Origin of the sequence: Mesorhizobium sp. M1D.F.Ca.ET.231.01.1.1 (assembly GCF_003999155.2) — a bacterium.
Taxonomy (GTDB): domain Bacteria; phylum Pseudomonadota; class Alphaproteobacteria; order Rhizobiales; family Rhizobiaceae; genus Mesorhizobium.
This window is the reverse complement of record NZ_RZOZ02000014.1, coordinates 39,703-55,730: the sequence shown is the minus strand read 5'-3', so window position 1 is coordinate 55,730 and position 16,028 is coordinate 39,703. Positions and strand designations below refer to the sequence as shown.

Annotated in this window: 18 protein-coding genes; 8 read left to right on the top strand and 10 right to left on the bottom strand. The window is 63.9% G+C overall.

Annotated features, from left to right (window positions below):
- The first annotated feature begins 4 nt into the window (after positions 1-4).
- The 4 genes from ychF (at position 5) to EN874_RS27950 (ending at position 3,366) form a co-directional block, all read left to right on the top strand.
- The gene (gene ychF, locus EN874_RS27965; protein WP_127427957.1) at positions 5-1,108 is read left to right on the top strand and encodes a redox-regulated ATPase YchF; all 1,104 of its coding nucleotides are present in this window, start codon (positions 5-7) and stop codon (positions 1,106-1,108) included.
- Between the two features lie 163 nt (positions 1,109-1,271).
- Positions 1,272-2,246, top strand: a complete 975-nt coding sequence (gene corA, locus EN874_RS27960; RefSeq protein WP_127427956.1) for a magnesium/cobalt transporter CorA — start codon at positions 1,272-1,274, stop codon at positions 2,244-2,246.
- Between the two features lie 191 nt (positions 2,247-2,437).
- The gene (locus EN874_RS27955) at positions 2,438-2,899 is read left to right on the top strand and encodes a MaoC family dehydratase (RefSeq protein WP_126088030.1); all 462 of its coding nucleotides are present in this window, start codon (positions 2,438-2,440) and stop codon (positions 2,897-2,899) included.
- Positions 2,896-3,366, top strand: coding sequence for a MaoC family dehydratase (locus tag EN874_RS27950; protein ID WP_127427955.1), 471 nt, complete (start codon positions 2,896-2,898; stop codon positions 3,364-3,366). Before EN874_RS27955 ends, EN874_RS27950 begins: the two co-directional genes overlap by 4 nt.
- A 137-nt stretch (positions 3,367-3,503) precedes the next feature.
- Here the strand turns inward: EN874_RS27950 and EN874_RS27945 are convergent, their stop codons facing one another.
- The 5 genes from EN874_RS27945 to petA form a co-directional block, all read right to left on the bottom strand.
- Positions 3,504-4,049 (bottom strand): adenine phosphoribosyltransferase, encoded by a 546-nt coding sequence (locus tag EN874_RS27945; RefSeq protein WP_126088028.1) that lies wholly within the window; start codon positions 4,047-4,049, stop codon positions 3,504-3,506.
- A gap of 206 nt (positions 4,050-4,255) precedes the next feature.
- Positions 4,256-4,951, bottom strand: coding sequence for a phosphatase PAP2 family protein (locus tag EN874_RS27940; protein ID WP_126088027.1), 696 nt, complete (start codon positions 4,949-4,951; stop codon positions 4,256-4,258).
- Positions 4,952-5,092: 141 nt separating this feature from the next.
- Positions 5,093-5,950: a cytochrome c1 gene (locus EN874_RS27935; protein ID WP_127427954.1), complete on the bottom strand. Its 858-nt coding sequence runs from the start codon at positions 5,948-5,950 to the stop codon at positions 5,093-5,095.
- 20 nt (positions 5,951-5,970) lie between these two features.
- The gene (locus tag EN874_RS27930) at positions 5,971-7,272 is read right to left on the bottom strand and encodes a cytochrome b N-terminal domain-containing protein (RefSeq protein ID WP_127427953.1); all 1,302 of its coding nucleotides are present in this window, start codon (positions 7,270-7,272) and stop codon (positions 5,971-5,973) included.
- A 16-nt stretch (positions 7,273-7,288) separates the two neighbouring features.
- Positions 7,289-7,849 (bottom strand): ubiquinol-cytochrome c reductase iron-sulfur subunit, encoded by a 561-nt coding sequence (gene petA, locus EN874_RS27925; protein WP_126088024.1) that lies wholly within the window; start codon positions 7,847-7,849, stop codon positions 7,289-7,291.
- Positions 7,850-8,161: 312 nt separating this feature from the next.
- Between petA and EN874_RS27920 the strand changes: the two genes are divergently transcribed.
- Entirely contained in the window at positions 8,162-8,506 is a 345-nt protein-coding gene (locus tag EN874_RS27920) for a cupin domain-containing protein (protein ID WP_127428080.1), read from the top strand.
- Here the strand turns inward: EN874_RS27920 and EN874_RS27915 are convergent, their stop codons facing one another.
- Genes EN874_RS27915 through EN874_RS27900 form a run of 4 tightly spaced genes read right to left on the bottom strand, consistent with a single transcriptional unit; the run spans position 8,507 to position 13,011 of the window.
- Positions 8,507-8,818 (bottom strand): DUF6665 family protein, encoded by a 312-nt coding sequence (locus EN874_RS27915; RefSeq protein WP_126088023.1) that lies wholly within the window; start codon positions 8,816-8,818, stop codon positions 8,507-8,509. It lies immediately after the preceding gene.
- A gap of 8 nt (positions 8,819-8,826) precedes the next feature.
- Entirely contained in the window at positions 8,827-10,710 is a 1,884-nt protein-coding gene (locus EN874_RS27910; RefSeq protein ID WP_127427952.1) for an ABC transporter ATP-binding protein, read from the bottom strand.
- Positions 10,707-12,587: an ABC transporter ATP-binding protein gene (locus EN874_RS27905; protein ID WP_127427951.1), complete on the bottom strand. Its 1,881-nt coding sequence runs from the start codon at positions 12,585-12,587 to the stop codon at positions 10,707-10,709. The genes EN874_RS27910 and EN874_RS27905 overlap by 4 nt, the downstream gene beginning before the upstream one ends.
- A gap of 25 nt (positions 12,588-12,612) precedes the next feature.
- Positions 12,613-13,011 (bottom strand): hypothetical protein, encoded by a 399-nt coding sequence (locus tag EN874_RS27900; protein ID WP_245513728.1) that lies wholly within the window; start codon positions 13,009-13,011, stop codon positions 12,613-12,615.
- Between the two features lie 488 nt (positions 13,012-13,499).
- Between EN874_RS27900 and EN874_RS27895 the strand changes: the two genes are divergently transcribed.
- Together EN874_RS27895 and soxR are read left to right on the top strand one after the other, a co-directional pair.
- A complete protein-coding gene (locus tag EN874_RS27895) occupies positions 13,500-13,958 on the top strand; it encodes a tRNA (cytidine(34)-2'-O)-methyltransferase (protein ID WP_126088019.1) in 459 nt (152 codons plus the stop codon).
- 148 nt (positions 13,959-14,106) lie between these two features.
- Positions 14,107-14,550, top strand: coding sequence for a redox-sensitive transcriptional activator SoxR (gene soxR, locus EN874_RS27890; protein WP_127427949.1), 444 nt, complete (start codon positions 14,107-14,109; stop codon positions 14,548-14,550).
- Between the two features lie 63 nt (positions 14,551-14,613).
- Here soxR and EN874_RS27885 read toward each other — a convergent pair whose 3' ends face one another.
- The gene (locus tag EN874_RS27885) at positions 14,614-14,871 is read right to left on the bottom strand and encodes a hypothetical protein (RefSeq protein WP_127427948.1); all 258 of its coding nucleotides are present in this window, start codon (positions 14,869-14,871) and stop codon (positions 14,614-14,616) included.
- 121 nt (positions 14,872-14,992) lie between these two features.
- Here EN874_RS27885 and hemF point away from each other — a divergent pair, with 121 nt between their 5' ends.
- Entirely contained in the window at positions 14,993-15,907 is a 915-nt protein-coding gene (hemF, locus tag EN874_RS27880) for an oxygen-dependent coproporphyrinogen oxidase (protein ID WP_127427947.1), read from the top strand.
- Positions 15,908-16,028: the final 121 nt, after the last annotated feature.

Sequence of the window (16,028 nt, the reverse complement as noted above, 5' to 3'; positions counted from 1 at the left end):
CAAGATGGGTTTCAAATGTGGCATCGTTGGCTTGCCCAACGTCGGCAAGTCGACGCTGTTCAACGCGTTGACCAGGACGGCCGCCGCGCAGGCCGCCAATTATCCTTTCTGCACCATCGAGCCGAATACCGGCGAAGTGGCGGTGCCGGACCCGCGCCTGCAGAAGATCGCGGCGATCGGCAAGTCGAAGGAGATCATCCCGACCCGCATCTCCTTCGTCGACATCGCCGGCCTGGTGCGTGGCGCCTCCAAGGGCGAAGGGTTGGGCAACCAGTTCCTCGCCAACATCCGCGAGGTCGACGCCATCGTCCATGTGCTGCGCTGCTTCGAGGATGACGACATCACCCATGTCGAGGGCCGCATCGATCCGGTCGCCGACGCCGAGACGGTCGAGACCGAGCTGATGCTCGCCGACCTTGAAAGCCTCGAGCGCCGCATCGTCCAGGTCCGCAAGCGCGCCGCCGGCAAGGACAAGGAAGCGATGGCCGTGCTGCCGATGATGGAGGCGGCGCTCGAATTGCTGCAGGCCGGCAAGCCGACGCGCGTCCTGCTCAAGGGCATCGCGCCGGAGGACCTGCGCATCCTGCAGGGGCTGAACCTGTTGACGTCGCACCCCGTTCTCTACGTTTGCAACGTCGCCGAGGCCGACGCCGCCACCGGCAACGAGCACACCAGGGCGGTGGACACAATGGCGGCCGCGCAAGGCGCCGGCACGGTGGTGATCTCGGCGGCGATCGAGGCGGAAGTCGCTCAGCTTTCCGACGAGGAGGAAATGGAATTCCTTGCCTCGCTCGGCCTCGACGAGCCGGGCCTCAACAAGGTGATCCGCGCCGGCTACGAACTGCTGCACCTCATCACCTATTTCACCGTCGGGCCGAAGGAGACGCGCGCCTGGACGATCCACAAAGGCGACAAGGCACCGCAGGCGGCCGGCGTCATCCACACCGATTTCGAGCGCGGCTTCATCCGCGCCCAGACGATTTCCTACAACGACTTCGTCACGCTGGGCGGCGAAGTGGCGGCCAAGGAAGCCGGCAAGGCGCGCGACGAAGGCAAGGAGTATGTCGTCCAGGACGGCGACATCATGCTGTTCAAGTTCAACACCTGACAAGCCTCGGCGGATCGGTCGCAGGGGCCGGCCGCCTTGCGCCGGGCACGCCCGTGCGTCTTGACCTGGCAGGATCGCGGGTCTAATCCGCTGATGCTCGCGGGCTCCTCGAGGCCCATGCAATCCTGACGAACCTCTTTGGTCCAGCAAGGGAGACCCGGCGATGATCAAGGCCTTCGTCGTGGACAATGATCGCCTGCGCGTCACCGACGATCTGGCGGCGGACGGCGACAGGGTCGTCTGGGCCGACCTCTTCAATCCGACCAAGGAAGAAGAGGCTGCGATCGAGAACTGGCTTGGCATCGCCATTCCGACGCGCGAGGAGATGGAAGAGATCGAGATCTCCAGCCGCCTCTATGTCGAGGACGGCGGCTACTTCATGACCGCCGTGCTGCCGGCCCAGACCGAGGTCGACGACCCGCTGATGTCGCCGGTGACGTTCGCGCTTGCCGGCAACCGGCTGATCACCATCCGCTATCACGAGCCGAAGGCCTTCAAGACCTTTCCGCTGCGCGCCGAAAAGGTGGCGACCGGCTGCACCAGCGGCGACACCATCCTGGTCGGCCTGCTGGAAGCGATCGTCGACCGGCTTGCCGACATCCTCGAGCGCGCCGGGCGCGATGTGGAAGCGATCTCGCGCGACATCTTCGAGGCGCGGTCGACAAAGGCCTCGAAGCGCAACCGCGATTTCCAGGAGCTCTTGAAAGGCATCGGCCGCAAGGAGGACCTCGCATCCTCCGTCCGCGACAGCCTGATCTCGCTGCAGCGCCTGGCCGGCTTTCTTGCCCATGTCGCGGCCCAGGCCAAGATGAGCAAGGATGTGCGGGCCCGCATCAAGACGCTGTCGCGGGACGTGCTGTCGCTCGCCGATCACGCCACCTTCCTCTCGCAGAAGATCTCCTTCCTGCTCGACGCCACGCTCGGCATGATCTCGATCGAGCAGAACGCCATCATCAAGATCTTCTCGGTCGCCGCCGTCATCTTCCTGCCGCCGACGCTGGTGGCCTCGATCTACGGCATGAATTTCGACATCATCCCCGAGCTCAAATGGGAGCTCGGCTATCCCTTCGCCATCGGCCTGATGGTGGTCTCGGCGATCCTGCCCTTCTGGTATTTCCGCCGCCGCGGGTGGCTCTAAAAGCAATTCCAGGAAAAATGCGCAGCGGTTTTCCGTCCGGAATTGCGTGAAACACAGAGAGCGAGCGGATCCGCCTCTCGGCAATCACCCCCATCGACTGGCTCACCAGAAAGGACTTGACCAAATTGCCTCGGGCCGTCATCCGGGGTGCCCAACCTTGGGTTTCACGCATTCGCCACCGGATTGCCGACATGACCGCAAAGACCTGGGCCTACGAGGATTTCGTCGAGGGCGCCTCGCTCGACCTCGGCAGCAAGACTGTAAGCGCGGCCGAGATCATCGAATTCGCCAGCGAGTTCGATGCCCAGCCGATGCATCTCGATGAGGAGGCCGGCAAGGCCAGCATCCTGGGCGGCCTTTCGGCTTCGGGCTGGCACACCTGCGCGATGTTCATGCGCATGCTGTGCGACGCCTTCCTGCTCGACTCGACCTCGCAAGGCTCGCCGGGCATTGAGCACGTGAAATGGAAGAAGCCGGTTCTGGCCGGTGACCGGCTGACCGGCACGGTCACCGTGCTTGCCAAGCGCCAGTCCAAATCGAGGCCTCAGCTCGGCCTGGTCAGCATGCGCAGCGAGCTGTTCAACCAGCGCGGTGAATGCGTCTTCGAGCTCGAGAACAGCGGCATGTTCCTGACCCGGGAGGCCGCGGCGTGACACTCGACGAATACTTCCTCATCGGCGAAACCGTCACCCTCGGCTCGCACAAGTTCGAAGCCGACGAGATCAAGGCGTTCGCCAGGAAATACGACCCGCAGGTCTTCCATGTCGATGAGGAGGCGGCAAGGAAGAGCGTGCTTGGCGGCCTCTGCGCCTCCGGCTGGCACACCGCCGCCACCTGGATGAAATACAACCTCGAAAAGCGCATGGAGACCGAGGGCGTGCGCTGGACCGGCCCCGGACCGCAGCCCGAATTCGGACCCTCGCCGGGCTTCCGCAACCTCAAATGGCTGAAGCCGGTCTATGCCGGCGAGACGGTGACCTTCACGCGCACCGCGCTCGCCCATCGCCCGCTTGCCGGGCGCCTCGGCTGGAGCCTGCTCACGCTGCGTTCCGAAGGCTTCGATTCGACCGGCGACAAGGTCATCGAGTTCGATAGCGCCGTGCTGGTGAGGGTGGAGTAGTGAATGGTGAATAGTGAATGGTGAGTAGTGAGTAGTGAGTAGTGAGTAGTGAGTAGTGAGTAGTGAGTGTGGATAAATTCGACCATCGAATACCGATCTTCACTATTCACTATTCACTATTCACTATCCACCACTGACTAATGCCCCTCGAACCCGATCAGCGTCCGCACCGGCACGCCGAGCGCTTCGAGCTTCTGGCGCCCGCCGAGATCCGGCAGGTCGATGACGAAGCAGGCGGCGACGATGTCGGCGCCGATCTGCCTGAGCAGCTTCACCGCCGCTTCCGCCGTGCCGCCGGTGGCGATCAGGTCGTCGACCAGGATCACCTTCTCGCCCGGCGAGACGCCGTCCTTGTGCATCTCCATCTCGTCCAGACCGTATTCGAGGCTGTAGGCGACGCGCACCGTCTCGTAGGGCAGCTTGCCCTTCTTGCGGATCGGCACGAAGCCTGCCGAAAGCTGGTGCGCAACGGCACCGCCAAGAATGAAGCCGCGCGCCTCGATGCCGGCGATCTTGTCGATCTTCAGGCCGGCATACGGGTGCACCAGCTCGTCGATGGCGCGGCGAAAGGCGCGCGCATCGCCAAGCAGCGTGGTGATGTCGCGAAACAGGATGCCATGCTTCGGGTAGTCCGGGATGGTGCGGATCGCGGCAAGCAGCGTGTCTTCGAGCGAGGGTTTCATGAGGCGAGGCTCCGCGTATCCGGCTGTCGGGTATGAACGGCGTCGACGCGTCCGGCGCAACGCAACCAACAACGGCTACCGCGATGGGGCCCGGGAGACAAGCGCATCCGGCAAACGACCGGCATCGCTTGCCTTGCCCCGATCTTGCGCCGCATCGAAAAGGGCGCCTCGCAGGCGCCCTTGCAGAAACGCTCGCAGCGAACGGATCACATGCCGAGGTCGGAACGCAACTCGGAGCGCGCCACTTCGAACTCAGCCTTGAAGTCGGGCCGGTCGAGGAGGACCGCGGCAATCACACTGCCGGAAATCTTGCCCATCTCGATGTCGGACGGATAGTGGATGCCGCCGACAACGCGGTTGTGGGCATATTCAGCCGCGCGCGCCATGATCTCGGCGCGCTTTTCCGGCACCATGTCGGACAGGATGATACCCATCATGGTGCCGACCGTCGCATGGCCCGATGGCCAGGAGCCGGAATTCGACAGCTTCACCACGGGCTTGACCAAATCGCTGAGCTGGTGCGGCCGCGGCCGCTTCCAGACGTCCTTGGCAGGGTCGACGACGGCGCCTTCCGTGGCAACCACGCGATCGAAGAAGGCGCTGAACTTCGGCAGCATCTCCTTGTTGAACTTCGGCCCCATGACGTTGGCGAAGCGCCAGACATTTTCCTCGGCATCGGCAATGGCGCGCTTTTCCATCTCGGGCGTCCGCGTCACCTGCAGGGTCAGCACCTCGGCGAGTTCGGCCTTCGTCTCGGCCGATTCGTTGGCTGGCGGCGGCGGCAGGATCATCGTCAGGTCGATGTCCTTGCTGGTGACGAAGGGCTGAGCGTCCTCGGCGCGGACGGCGGTGCCGGCGACAAGGATGAGCAGCGCGGCTGCGAACGGCGCAAATCTTTTCATGGGTGCGATCCTTTTGTGAGAGCAAGGCAGGATCGCGGGACGCAGTGACGGCCATGTGACATGGCCGTCCCCATCACGCTGTCGTGAAATGCGAAAGGGCGCCTCTCGGCGCCCCTTTCAAAGCTTGCAATCCTCGGTGGCTCAGTGCGCCACGTCGGCCCACACCTTGCGCTTGGTCATGTAGACGAGCGCGCCGAAGAGCAGCAGGAACACCAGCACGCGGAAGCCGGTCTTCTTGCGGTCCTCGAGATGCGGCTCGGCGGCCCACATCAGGAACGAGGCGACATCGCGCGAATACTGGTCGACAGTCTGCGGCGAGCCATCGTCATAGGTCACCTGGCCATCCGAGAGCGGCTTCGGCATCTTCAGCGACACGCCGGACAGGAAATACGGATTGTAGTGTGTGCCTTCCGGGATCACCATGCCGGCCGGCGGCGTCTGATCGTAGCCGGTGAGCAGCGAGTGGATGTAGTCCGGGCCGCCCTGGGCATACTGGGTGAAGATGTCGAAGACGAAGCGCGGGAAGCCGCGCTCGACGCCGCGCGCCTTGGCGAGCAGCGACATGTCGGGCGGCGCGGCGCCGCCATTGGCGGCAGCGGCGGCCTGTTCGTTCGGGAACGGCGCCGGGAAGTGATCCGACGGCTTGCCCGGGCGGTCGAACATGTCGCCGGCATCGTTCGGGCCGTCATGGATGGTGTATTCGGCGGCGAGCGTCTTGATCTGCCCTTCCGAATAGCCGAGGCCTTCCAGCGTGCGGAACGCCACCAGGTTCATCGAATGGCAGGCCGAGCAGACTTCCTTGTACACCTTGAGGCCGCGCTGCAGCTGAGCCTTGTCATAGGTGCCGAACGGGCCGGCGAAGCTCCAGCTCATTTCCTTCGGCTCGTTGATCGGGAAGTGCGTCGGCGCGGCCGCGTTGTGTTCCTCTTCGGCCGCGATGGCCGCGGTTCCCGCGACCACCAGGCCGAGCAGCGCCAGCGAGGTGAGAATCTTTTTCATACCCAAATCCCCTTAGATTCTCAGCCCTTGGTTTCCGGTGCGGCCGCAGCGCGCGCAGGATGTCCGCTGCCGCCCTTGTTCTTTTCCAGCACCGCCTCGGTGATCGAATTCGGCATCCTGCGCGGCGTCTCGATCAGGCCGAGCACCGGCATGACCACCAGGAAGAAGGCGAAGTAGAACAGCGTCGCCATCTGGGCCATGAACACGTAGCTGCCTTCTGCCGGCTGCGAGCCCAGCCATCCAAGCAGGACGGCGTCGGCCACGAACAGCCAGAAGAACAGCTTGTACCAGGGCCGGTAGACCGCGGAGCGCACCTTGGAGGTGTCGAGCCACGGCACCAGGAACAGCATGGCGATGGCGCCGAACATGCACAGCACGCCGCCGAGCTTGGAGTTGATCGGCCCGATGTTGAATGTGATGGCGCGCAGGATCGCGTAGAACGGCAGGAAGTACCATTCCGGAACGATGTGGGCCGGCGTCTTCAGCGGGTTGGCGACCGTGTAGTTGTCCGGGTGGCCGAGATAGTTCGGCAGGTAGAAGACGAAATAGGCGAACAAGAACAGGAACACGATCATGCCGAACGCGTCCTTGATGGTCGCATAGGGCGTGAAGGCGACGGTGTCGGTCTTCGATTTGACCTCGATGCCGGTCGGGTTCGATTGGCCGACGACATGCAGCGCCCAGATGTGCAGCACGACGACGCCGGCGATCATGAACGGCAGCAGGTAGTGCAGCGCGAAGAAGCGGTTCAGCGTCGGGTTGTCCACGGCGAAGCCGCCGAGCAGCAGCTCCTGGATCCAGTTGCCGACCAGCGGAATGGCGCTGAAGAAGCCGGTGATGACGGTAGCGCCCCAGAAGCTCATCTGTCCCCAGGGCAGCACATAGCCCATGAAGCCGGTGGCCATCATCAAGAGGTAGATGATGCAGCCGAGGATCCAGAGCAGCTCGCGCGGCGCCTTGTAGGAGCCGTAGAACAGCCCGCGGAAGATATGGATGTAGACGGCGACGAAGAAGAAGGAGGCGCCGTTGGAATGGAGATAGCGCAGCAGCCACCCCGAATTCACGTCGCGCATGATCTTCTCGACCGAATCGAACGCGAGCGTGGTGTCGGAGGTGTAGTGCATTGCCAGCACGATGCCGGTCAGGATCTGCGAGGCCAGCATGACCGACAGGATGCCGCCGAACGTCCACATGTAGTTGAGGTTGCGCGGCACCGGATAGACGACGAAGCTGTCATAGACCAGCCGGGGCAGCGGCATGCGCGCGTCGACCCAGCGTCCGATGCCCGTCTTCGGCGTGTAGGTGGAGTGTCCCTCGCTCATCGAAATGTCCCCTGCCTCAGCCGATAAGGATCTTGGTATCGGAAATGAATTTGAACACCGGGATCGCCATGTTCTCAGGCGCCGGACCTTTGCGGATGCGGCCGGCGGTGTCGTACTGCGAGCCGTGGCACGGGCAGAACCAGCCGCCGAAATCGCCTTCCTGGCCGAGCGGGATGCAACCGAGATGGGTGCAGACCTGCACCATCACCATCCAGGCTTCCTTGCCAGGGGTGGTGCGGTTGGCGTCGGTCGCCGGCGCATCGGCCGGCAGGTTGGCGTTACGGGCGATCGGATCCTTGAGATCGTTGAGGTTGACGGCCTCGCCGTCCTTCATCTCTTTCTCGGTCCGGTTGCGCACCACGACCGGCTTGCCGCGCCACTTGACGATCAGCGAGCTGCCGGGCTGCAGCGAGGAGACATCGACCTCGACCGAAGCCAGCGCCAGCGTCGAAGCATCCGGCTGCATCTGGTCGATGAACGGCCAGGCGACGGCGCCTGCGCCAACCACGCCGGCCATGCCGGTGGCGATATAGAGAAAATCGCGACGGTTGGGATCGTGGATGTCGGTTGCGCTCACGGGTGCCTGATCCTTTCGCCTTTTTCCGTGCCGGCGGCCGAGCCTTGTCCCCGCTCAATCGCGCCGGCCCGACAGCGCATGGCGAACAGGCTAGCGAATTCCTCCGGCATTTGGAGTTCGGTTTATGCGTGAAGCCCGTTTTTGTCCAGACGCGTGAAGGCACAAGGGCACATTGTCGCGGCTGCGTGGCGCGGCTTGCTCGGACGCACTGCCGGCGGACCGGCGAAGGCCATGAAACAGCGCGAAATCGGAAGCGAAAACGGGTGCTTGTCCGCCTCGACAGCACTCGTTGGCCCGGTCTATTCTGCGCCCATGGCGCATGTCATCGACCGCGACAAATGGGCTGAAGCGCCCGACCGCTGGCAAGGCGAGCTGCAGTGCGGTGCCTTCGGCTCCAGAAGCTGTCTGATCTTCAACTACCTGCCGGACATCGGCGGTGGCCCGCGCCTGCACAAGCATCCCTATGCCGAGCTCTTTATCATCCGCTCCGGAACCGCCCTATTCACGGTCGGCGACCAAAAGATCGAGGCCTCGGCCGGCCAGATCCTGATCGTCCCGCCCGACACGCCGCACAAATTCACCAATCTCGGCCCCGGTCCGCTCGAGACCACCGACATCCACGAGAACGGCAGCTTCATCACCGAATGGCTGGAATAGCTAACTCGCGCCGAGCCTGACCAGCACTGCCCTTGGGATGTTGTATTCGCGGATCACGGCGTCATGCTTGCGAAAGCCGCAGAGCTCGCGCTGGATGAAATAGCCGTGGACGGCCGCCGCGGCCTCCTTGAGCAGCCGGTTGCGATCTCCGCCCTCGCCGTTTTCGCGCAGCTTCGCCAGCGTTTGCTCGACGCGCTGGCCGGCGCGGCCAAGCGCTGCCGCCTTTTCGGCGAGGATCTCGTGGCCGAGCAGATCGAGCGCGCTCTCCTGCGCGCCTGACCGTCCGAGATTGCTGGGCATTCTGACCGACATGAGCCGTTCTACTCCGCCGGGCGCGTCTCTTCCAGCACGCTTTCCTCGTTGAACAGGAAGCCGCCGGACTGCCGTTTCCAGAGCCGTGCATAGAGGCCGTCGAGCGCCACAAGTTCATCATGCGTGCCCTCTTCGACGATGCGCCCGCCATCGAGCACGACCAGCCGGTCGAGCGCGGCGATGGTCGAGAGCCGATGGGCGATGGCGATGACGGTCTTGTCCTCCATCAGCCTCACCAGATTCTCCTGGATCGCCGCCTCGATGTCGGAATCGAGCGCCGACGTCGCCTCATCGAGGATGAGGATCGGCGCATCCTTGAGGAAAAGGCGGGCGATCGCCACCCGCTGGCGCTGGCCGCCGGAGAGCTTCACGCCGCGCTCGCCGACATAGGCCTCGTAGCCGGCCCGCTCCCGGTTGTCGCGCAGGCTCATGATGAAATCATGCGCCTCGGCTTTGCGCGCTGCGGCGATCACCTCAGCATCGGTCGCGTCCGGCATGCCGAGCTTGATGTTGTCGCGCAGCGAACGGTGGAAGAGTGCGGTGTCCTGGCTGACCACGCCGATATTGGCGCGCAGCGAATTCTGCGTCACGCCGGCGATATCCTGGCCGTCGACCAGGATCCTGCCGCGCTCGAGGTCGTAGAGGCGCAGGATGAGATTGGCCAAAGTCGTCTTGCCGGCGCCTGACGGACCGACCAACCCCACCTTCTCGCCAGGCCGCACGACGAGGTCGATGCCGTCCAGAACCCCTGCCCCCTTGCCGTAGTGGAAGGTGACGTTCTTGAGGTCGATGCGGCCACCGGCAACCACCAGCTCCTTGGCGCCCGGGGCGTCGGTCAGGCCGAGGGGCTGCGTGATCAGCGCCTTGGAATTCTCCAGCACACCGAGATTCCTGAGGATGCTGTTGAGCTGCATCATCACCCGTCCCAGCAGCATGTTGAGCCGCAGGACGAGAGAAAGCGTGAAAGCGACGGCGCCGACGGTGATCGAGCCTTCCACCCAGAGATAGACGGCAAAGACCGCGATTGACGTGATCATGATGCCGGAAAGCGTCGTCAGCGCCATGCGCACGCCGGTCAGCCGGCGGGTGAACGGACGCAGCGCGTTGAGATAGATGTCGAAGCCGCCGCGGATATAGTGGTCGTCGCCGTCGGCGGCGAACAGCTTCAGCGTCTGCACGTTGGAATAGGAATCGACGATGCGGCCGGTGATCATCGAGCCGGCCTCGGCTGTCGCCTCGGCGTGCTTGCGAATCGCCGGCAAATAGCGCCTGGCCAGCCAGGCGAAGGCGACGATCCATATCACCACCAGCACCGCCAGCCGCAGATCGAGGCCAGCCACCAGCGCCAGCGTCGTCACCGTGTAGACGATCATGAACCAGATGACTTCGATGAAGCTCTCCATCAGGTCGCCCGTCGCCTGCCCTGCCTGCCAGACTTTCGTGGCGATGCGGCCGGCGAAATCGTTCTGGAAGAAGGCATAGGACTGGCGCGAGACATGCCGGTGCGCCTGCCAGCGCACCAGATTGTAGAAGCCCGGCGTGATCGTCTGCTCGTCGACCAGCGCCGACAGGCCGACCACCAGCGTGCGGATGATCAGCACCACCGCGCCCATGAACAGAAGCTCCGGCCCGGCGGCAGCCCACAGCGCATGCCAGCTGCGCTCGCCGGGAAGCTGGTCGAGGATATCCACCAGCCGCCCGACGAAATAGAACAGCCCGGCCTCGACCAGCGGCGCGATGCCGCCGATGATCAGCATGGCGAAGAAGGCGAGCTTCGCTTGTCCGACATAGTGCCAGAGGAAGCCGCGGACGCTGCCGGGTGGCCGAAGATTCGCGGGCTCGCGGAACGGGTAGACCCAGCTTTCGAACCAGCGGTAGACGGCCTTCATCATTCCGCGGCTTCACCCTTGGCGATAACGTCGTTGGCAGCCTCGGCGGGCGCGTCGTCGAGCAGAAAGCCGCCCGACTGGCGCTGCCAGAGCTGGGCGTAGAGCCCGCCCTTGGCGACGAGCTCCTCATGCGACCCTTCCTCGATGACGCGGCCCTTGTCCATGACGACGAGCCTGTCCATAGCGGCGATGGTCGACAGCCGGTGCGCGATCGCAATCACGGTCTTGCCCTGCATCAGCTTGTAAAGGTTCTCCTGGATCGCCGCCTCGGCTTCCGAATCGAGCGCCGAGGTCGCCTCGTCGAGGATGAGGATCGGCGCGTCCTTCAGCATGACGCGGGCGATGGCGATGCGCTGCCGCTGGCCGCCGGACAGTTTGACGCCCCGGTCGCCGACATGGGCGTCGAATCCCTTGCGGCCGTTGTGGTCCGAAAGCCCGTCGATGAAATCGAGCGCCTCCGCCCGCCGCGCCGCCTCGATCAGCATCTCGTCGGTCGCGTCAGGGCGGCCATAGAGGATGTTCTCCCGCACCGACCGGTGCAGCAGGGAGGTGTCCTGCGTCACCATGCCGATCTGCGCGCGCAACGAATCCTGCGCCACGCCGGCGATCTCCTGGCCGTCGATGAGGATCCTTCCGCTTTCTAGGTCGTAGAAGCGCAGCAACAGGTTGACCAGCGTCGACTTGCCGGCGCCGGAGCGGCCGACGATGCCGACCTTCTCGCCCGGCTTCACGACAAGCGAGAGGTTTTCGATGACGCCCTTCTGCTTGCCGTAGTGGAAGCGGATGTCCTCGAAGCGTATCTCGCCCTGGGTGACGGCGATGTCCTTGGCGCCCGGGCGATCCTCGACCAGCCGCGGCAGCGAGATCGACTGGATGCCGTCCTGCACCGTGCCGATGTTCTCGAACAGGCCCGACATCTCCCACATGATCCACTGCGACATGCCCCACATCCTGAGCACCAGGCCGATGACCACGGCGACGGCGCCGATCGTCACCGCATCGCCGAGCCACAGCCACAGCGACAGCGCGGTGACGGAAAACAGCAACAGCGCATTCAGGATGTAGAGAAGGCCGTAGAGCACGGTCACCAGCCGCATCGAGCGGTAGACCGTCTCGAGGAAGCCCGCCATGCCCTCCCTGGCGAAGGCCGCCTCGCGGCGCGCGTGGGAAAACAGCTTCACCGTCTGGATGTTGGCATAGCTGTCGACGACGCGACCGGTCATGGTCGAACGAGCATTGGCCTGTTCCTCACCGACCTTGCCGAGCCGTGGAATAAAATACCGCAGCAGCGCGATATAGCCGATCAGCCATACGCCCAAAGGTGCGGCCAGCCGCAAGTCCGCCGAGCCGACGATGAACAGCATGCCGAGGAAGTAGACGATCACGTAGTTGAGGACGTCGATAACCTTCATGACACAGTCGCGCACGGCGAGCGCGGTCTGCATCAGCTTGGTGGCGATGCGGCCGGCGAATTCGTCCTGGTAGAAAGTCATCGATTGCTTGAGCAGGTAGCGATGCACCTGCCAGCGGATGCGCATGGGATAGTTGCCCATCAGCGTCTGCTGGTTGAACAACGAACGCACCCAGACCGTGCCCGGCAGCGCAAACAACACGATGAAGGCCATGCCGGCCAGCTTCCAGCTCTCAGTTTGCAGGAAGGTTTGTCGGTTCTGCGCCGACAGCCAGTCGACGATGCGGCCCATGAAACCGAACATCCACACTTCGGCAAGGGCGATCGCCATCACCAGAATCGCGTCCAGCATGATGTAGGGCCAGGCCCCGCGCGTATAATGCACGCAGAAGCCGACCAGCGTCTTCGGCGGCTCGGCCGGCTCCGCGGCGGGAAACGGATCGAGCTTTTTTTCAAACCAGCGGAACATTCCAGACACTCGACTGTCTATGCGCTCACGCAGCGCGGGATTGATGGGCAAGGCCGTTCGGCCGCGCTGCGCGACGGGCCGGCGACACGGAATCATCCGAATCGCCGGCCCTGCTTCGCGCAATATAGGGTGCCGCGGGCTTTTCGCCGACAGGCTCGCCTGACGATCCTGACGGCGCGTTGGAGCCAGCCCGCGCTTTCTCGCCCGGCCGGAACAGCCTTGCGATACGGCGCACCAGCGAGGGCCGGCCAGGATCGGGCACGGCCCGCGAAAAATCGACGTCCGGCAGCATGCCGCGATGCGGACGCCGGCGCGTCTCGGCGTGCGCCGCCGACGAGTAGGTCTCGCCGATCAGCAGCGCCCAGGTCGCCATCTTGCGCTCGTGCAGGCTTCTTGAACCCGGTATCTTGTAGGGATCGAACATCGGTCCGTCCTCCATGTGCAAATGCGTTAAAAAGGGTGACACGAACTCGATCTCCGGCATTCGGCCGGAGGCAGGAAACGCGTCGGTCAGTGCATGACGGCAAGCGTCGGTCTCGACACGACGACCAGCGTCGGTCTCGACACCAGCGTCCGCGTTGACACGTTCGGATGGGGCGGCGCGCCCCTTTGGCAGTTTGAAAAACATCGCGAGATTCCTTCGAAAGCCGAAAACTGGGTTCGGCGGGAATCGGTGCGATGAGGTCTTAAAGTGTCAGAAGAATCGTCGTACCGAAACCGCCGCTGGGCACACAAGAGCCCCGGAGAGGAGCTGGAAATGCATGGTCATCATGTGGTCTCCCTCCTTCGGTTCGGGTTGACGATGTTGGGCATATACTCGACTTCGCAGAAAATGGCCACCCGCCAGTCCGGAAATCGCCAAAAGCTGGAGATCCCTGTGGCCGATCTGCCACTTATTAGCAGGATGCGGAAATGAACGATCGTCTCCGCATCGCGCTCTACCAGCCGGATATCGCCGGCAACACCGGAACAATCCTGCGCTTCGCCGCCTGCCTCGATCTCGGCGTCGACATCATCGAGCCGGCCGGCTTTCCGCTGTCCGACCGGGCGCTGAAACGGGCCGGCATGGATTATCTCGAAATGGCGGCGCTTGCCCGCCATGCCGACTGGCACGCCTTCGAGCAATGGCGCAGGGCGAACGCGCGCCGCCTTGTGCTGCTCACCACCAAGGCCCCGACCGCCTATGCGGAGTTTGCTTTCGCCGCCGGCGACATCCTTCTGTTCGGCCGCGAATCCGCCGGCGTGCCGGACGAGGTTCACAAGGCGGCGGATGCGCGACTGACCATTGCGATGCGCCCGGGCGCGCGCAGCATCAATGTCGCGCTGTCGGTTGCGATGGTCGCCGGCGAAGCGCTCCGCCAGCTCGGATAGGATCGATAGCTCTTCCGCGCTGCCGCGGATTGCCTGCGCTTGTGTCGTCATTCTCACCCAGGCGCACATCGCCTTCTCCTGCATTTGCCTTGTCAGGATTTCCTCGCTACAAGCTCAACCTAACTTGAGGTCAAGCGGAAACTGCGAGATGGCTTCGGTACGGGAATTGACGGTCGGCCAGGTGGCCATGCGCAGCGGCGTGGCGGTGTCGGCGCTGCACTTCTACGAGACGCGCGGGCTGATCCGCAGCCATCGCACCGCGGGCAACCAGCGGCGCTACGGCCGCGACGTGCTGCGGCGTGTGGCGATCATCCGGGTAGCGCAGGAGGTCGGCATCTCGCTCTCCGAGATCGCCGCGGCGCTTCAATCCCTGCCCGAGGGCCGCACCCCGACGCGCGAGGATTGGAATCTGCTTTCAACGGCTTGGCGCGACGGGCTCGACCACAAGATCGCCCAGTTGAAGAAGCTGCGCGACGGCCTTACCGACTGCATCGGCTGCGGCTGCATGTCGATCGACAAATGCCCGCTCAGGAACAAGGAAGACCGGCTGGCGCGGGAGGGCACTGGAGCGAGGCGGCTACTGGTGCCCTGACGGTGCGCATCAAGGTGTGTCGAGGTTCAGGTCAGGCTGGCATCGCCTGAATATCAATACACCTTAGTCCGCCGCCGGCAGCCGCCGCATTGTGAACTCGATGACGTCGCCCGGCCGTTCGAACCAGCTTTCGATCTCGGTCCAGTAGGCCTGCTTGGGGAAGCGCTCGAACCATTCCTTGGCCTTGAGGCGGGCGTCCGAGCGCGGCAGGACGAAGGTCTCGCGCAAGAATCCGTCGCGCGGCGCTCTTTCGCGCTCGGCCCGCGAGCGCTCCAGCCTCTTCCTCAAGCCATCCAGCGGCGGTCTTGCCGGGGTGCGCACGAAGGAACTCCTTTGCGCCTTGGTCAGACGGGGCTTGACCCTTTCCTTTAAGAGATTAGGGATCGCGCGCAGAAAAAACGAGTCATTTGTCGGGCAAGCGAGCCCGTGGCTGGAGACGGAATTGGAACGACCTGACCTCCCGGTGGGGCTGCCGGCCGACATCGAGCAGAAGAAGATGAAGGCCCGCCTCTGGTTCGAGGCGCTGCGCGAGCGCATCTGCGCCACGTTCGAGCAGATCGAGCAGGAGCTTCAGGGACCTCTGTCCTCATGGTCGCCCGGTCATTTCGAGAAGACGGCCTGGGAGCGCGAGGAGGGCAAAGGCGGCGGCGGCACCATGTCGATGATGCGCGGCCGCGTCTTCGAGAAGGTCGGCGTGCACACCTCGACCGTCCATGGCGAATTCTCGCCGGAATTCAGGAAGCAGATCCCGGGCGCCGAGGAGGATCCGCGATTCTGGGCGAGCGGCATTTCGCTGATCGCGCACCCCTGGAACCCCAACGTGCCGGCCGTGCACATGAACACGCGCATGGTCGTGACCACGCGCCACTGGTTCGGCGGCGGCGCCGACCTGACGCCGGTTCTCGATCGCCGCCGTACCCAGGACGACCCCGACACGCTCGCCTTCCACCGCGCCATGCAGTTCGCTTGCGAGAAGAACGCCGCGGTCGCCGATCACGCGAAATTCAAGGCCTGGTGCGACGAATACTTCTTCCTGCCGCACCGCGACGAGCCGCGCGGCGTCGGCGGCATCTTCTTCGACTGGCTGCATTCGGACGACGACAAAGGCGGCTGGGACGCCGATTTCAATTTCGTCCAGGACGTCGGGCGCTCTTTCCTGGTCGTCTATTCCCATCTGGTGCGGGGCAATTTCAACCAGAACTGGACCGACGGCGACCGCGACGAACAGCTCATCCGGCGCGGCCGTTACGTCGAATTCAATTTGCTTCACGATCGCGGCACCATCTTCGGCCTGAAGACCGGCGGCAATGTCGCCTCGATCCTGTCCAGCCTGCCGCCCGAGGTAAGATGGCCGTAAAAATCCGGTGAGCGGGACGCCGGCCGCATTGATGTCCCATTCGCCGAAACATGACGGCCAATGTGGCGGCTTCGATTTCTTTTTCGTCTAATATCCTTTTGAAAAAATTGATCTATTTAAG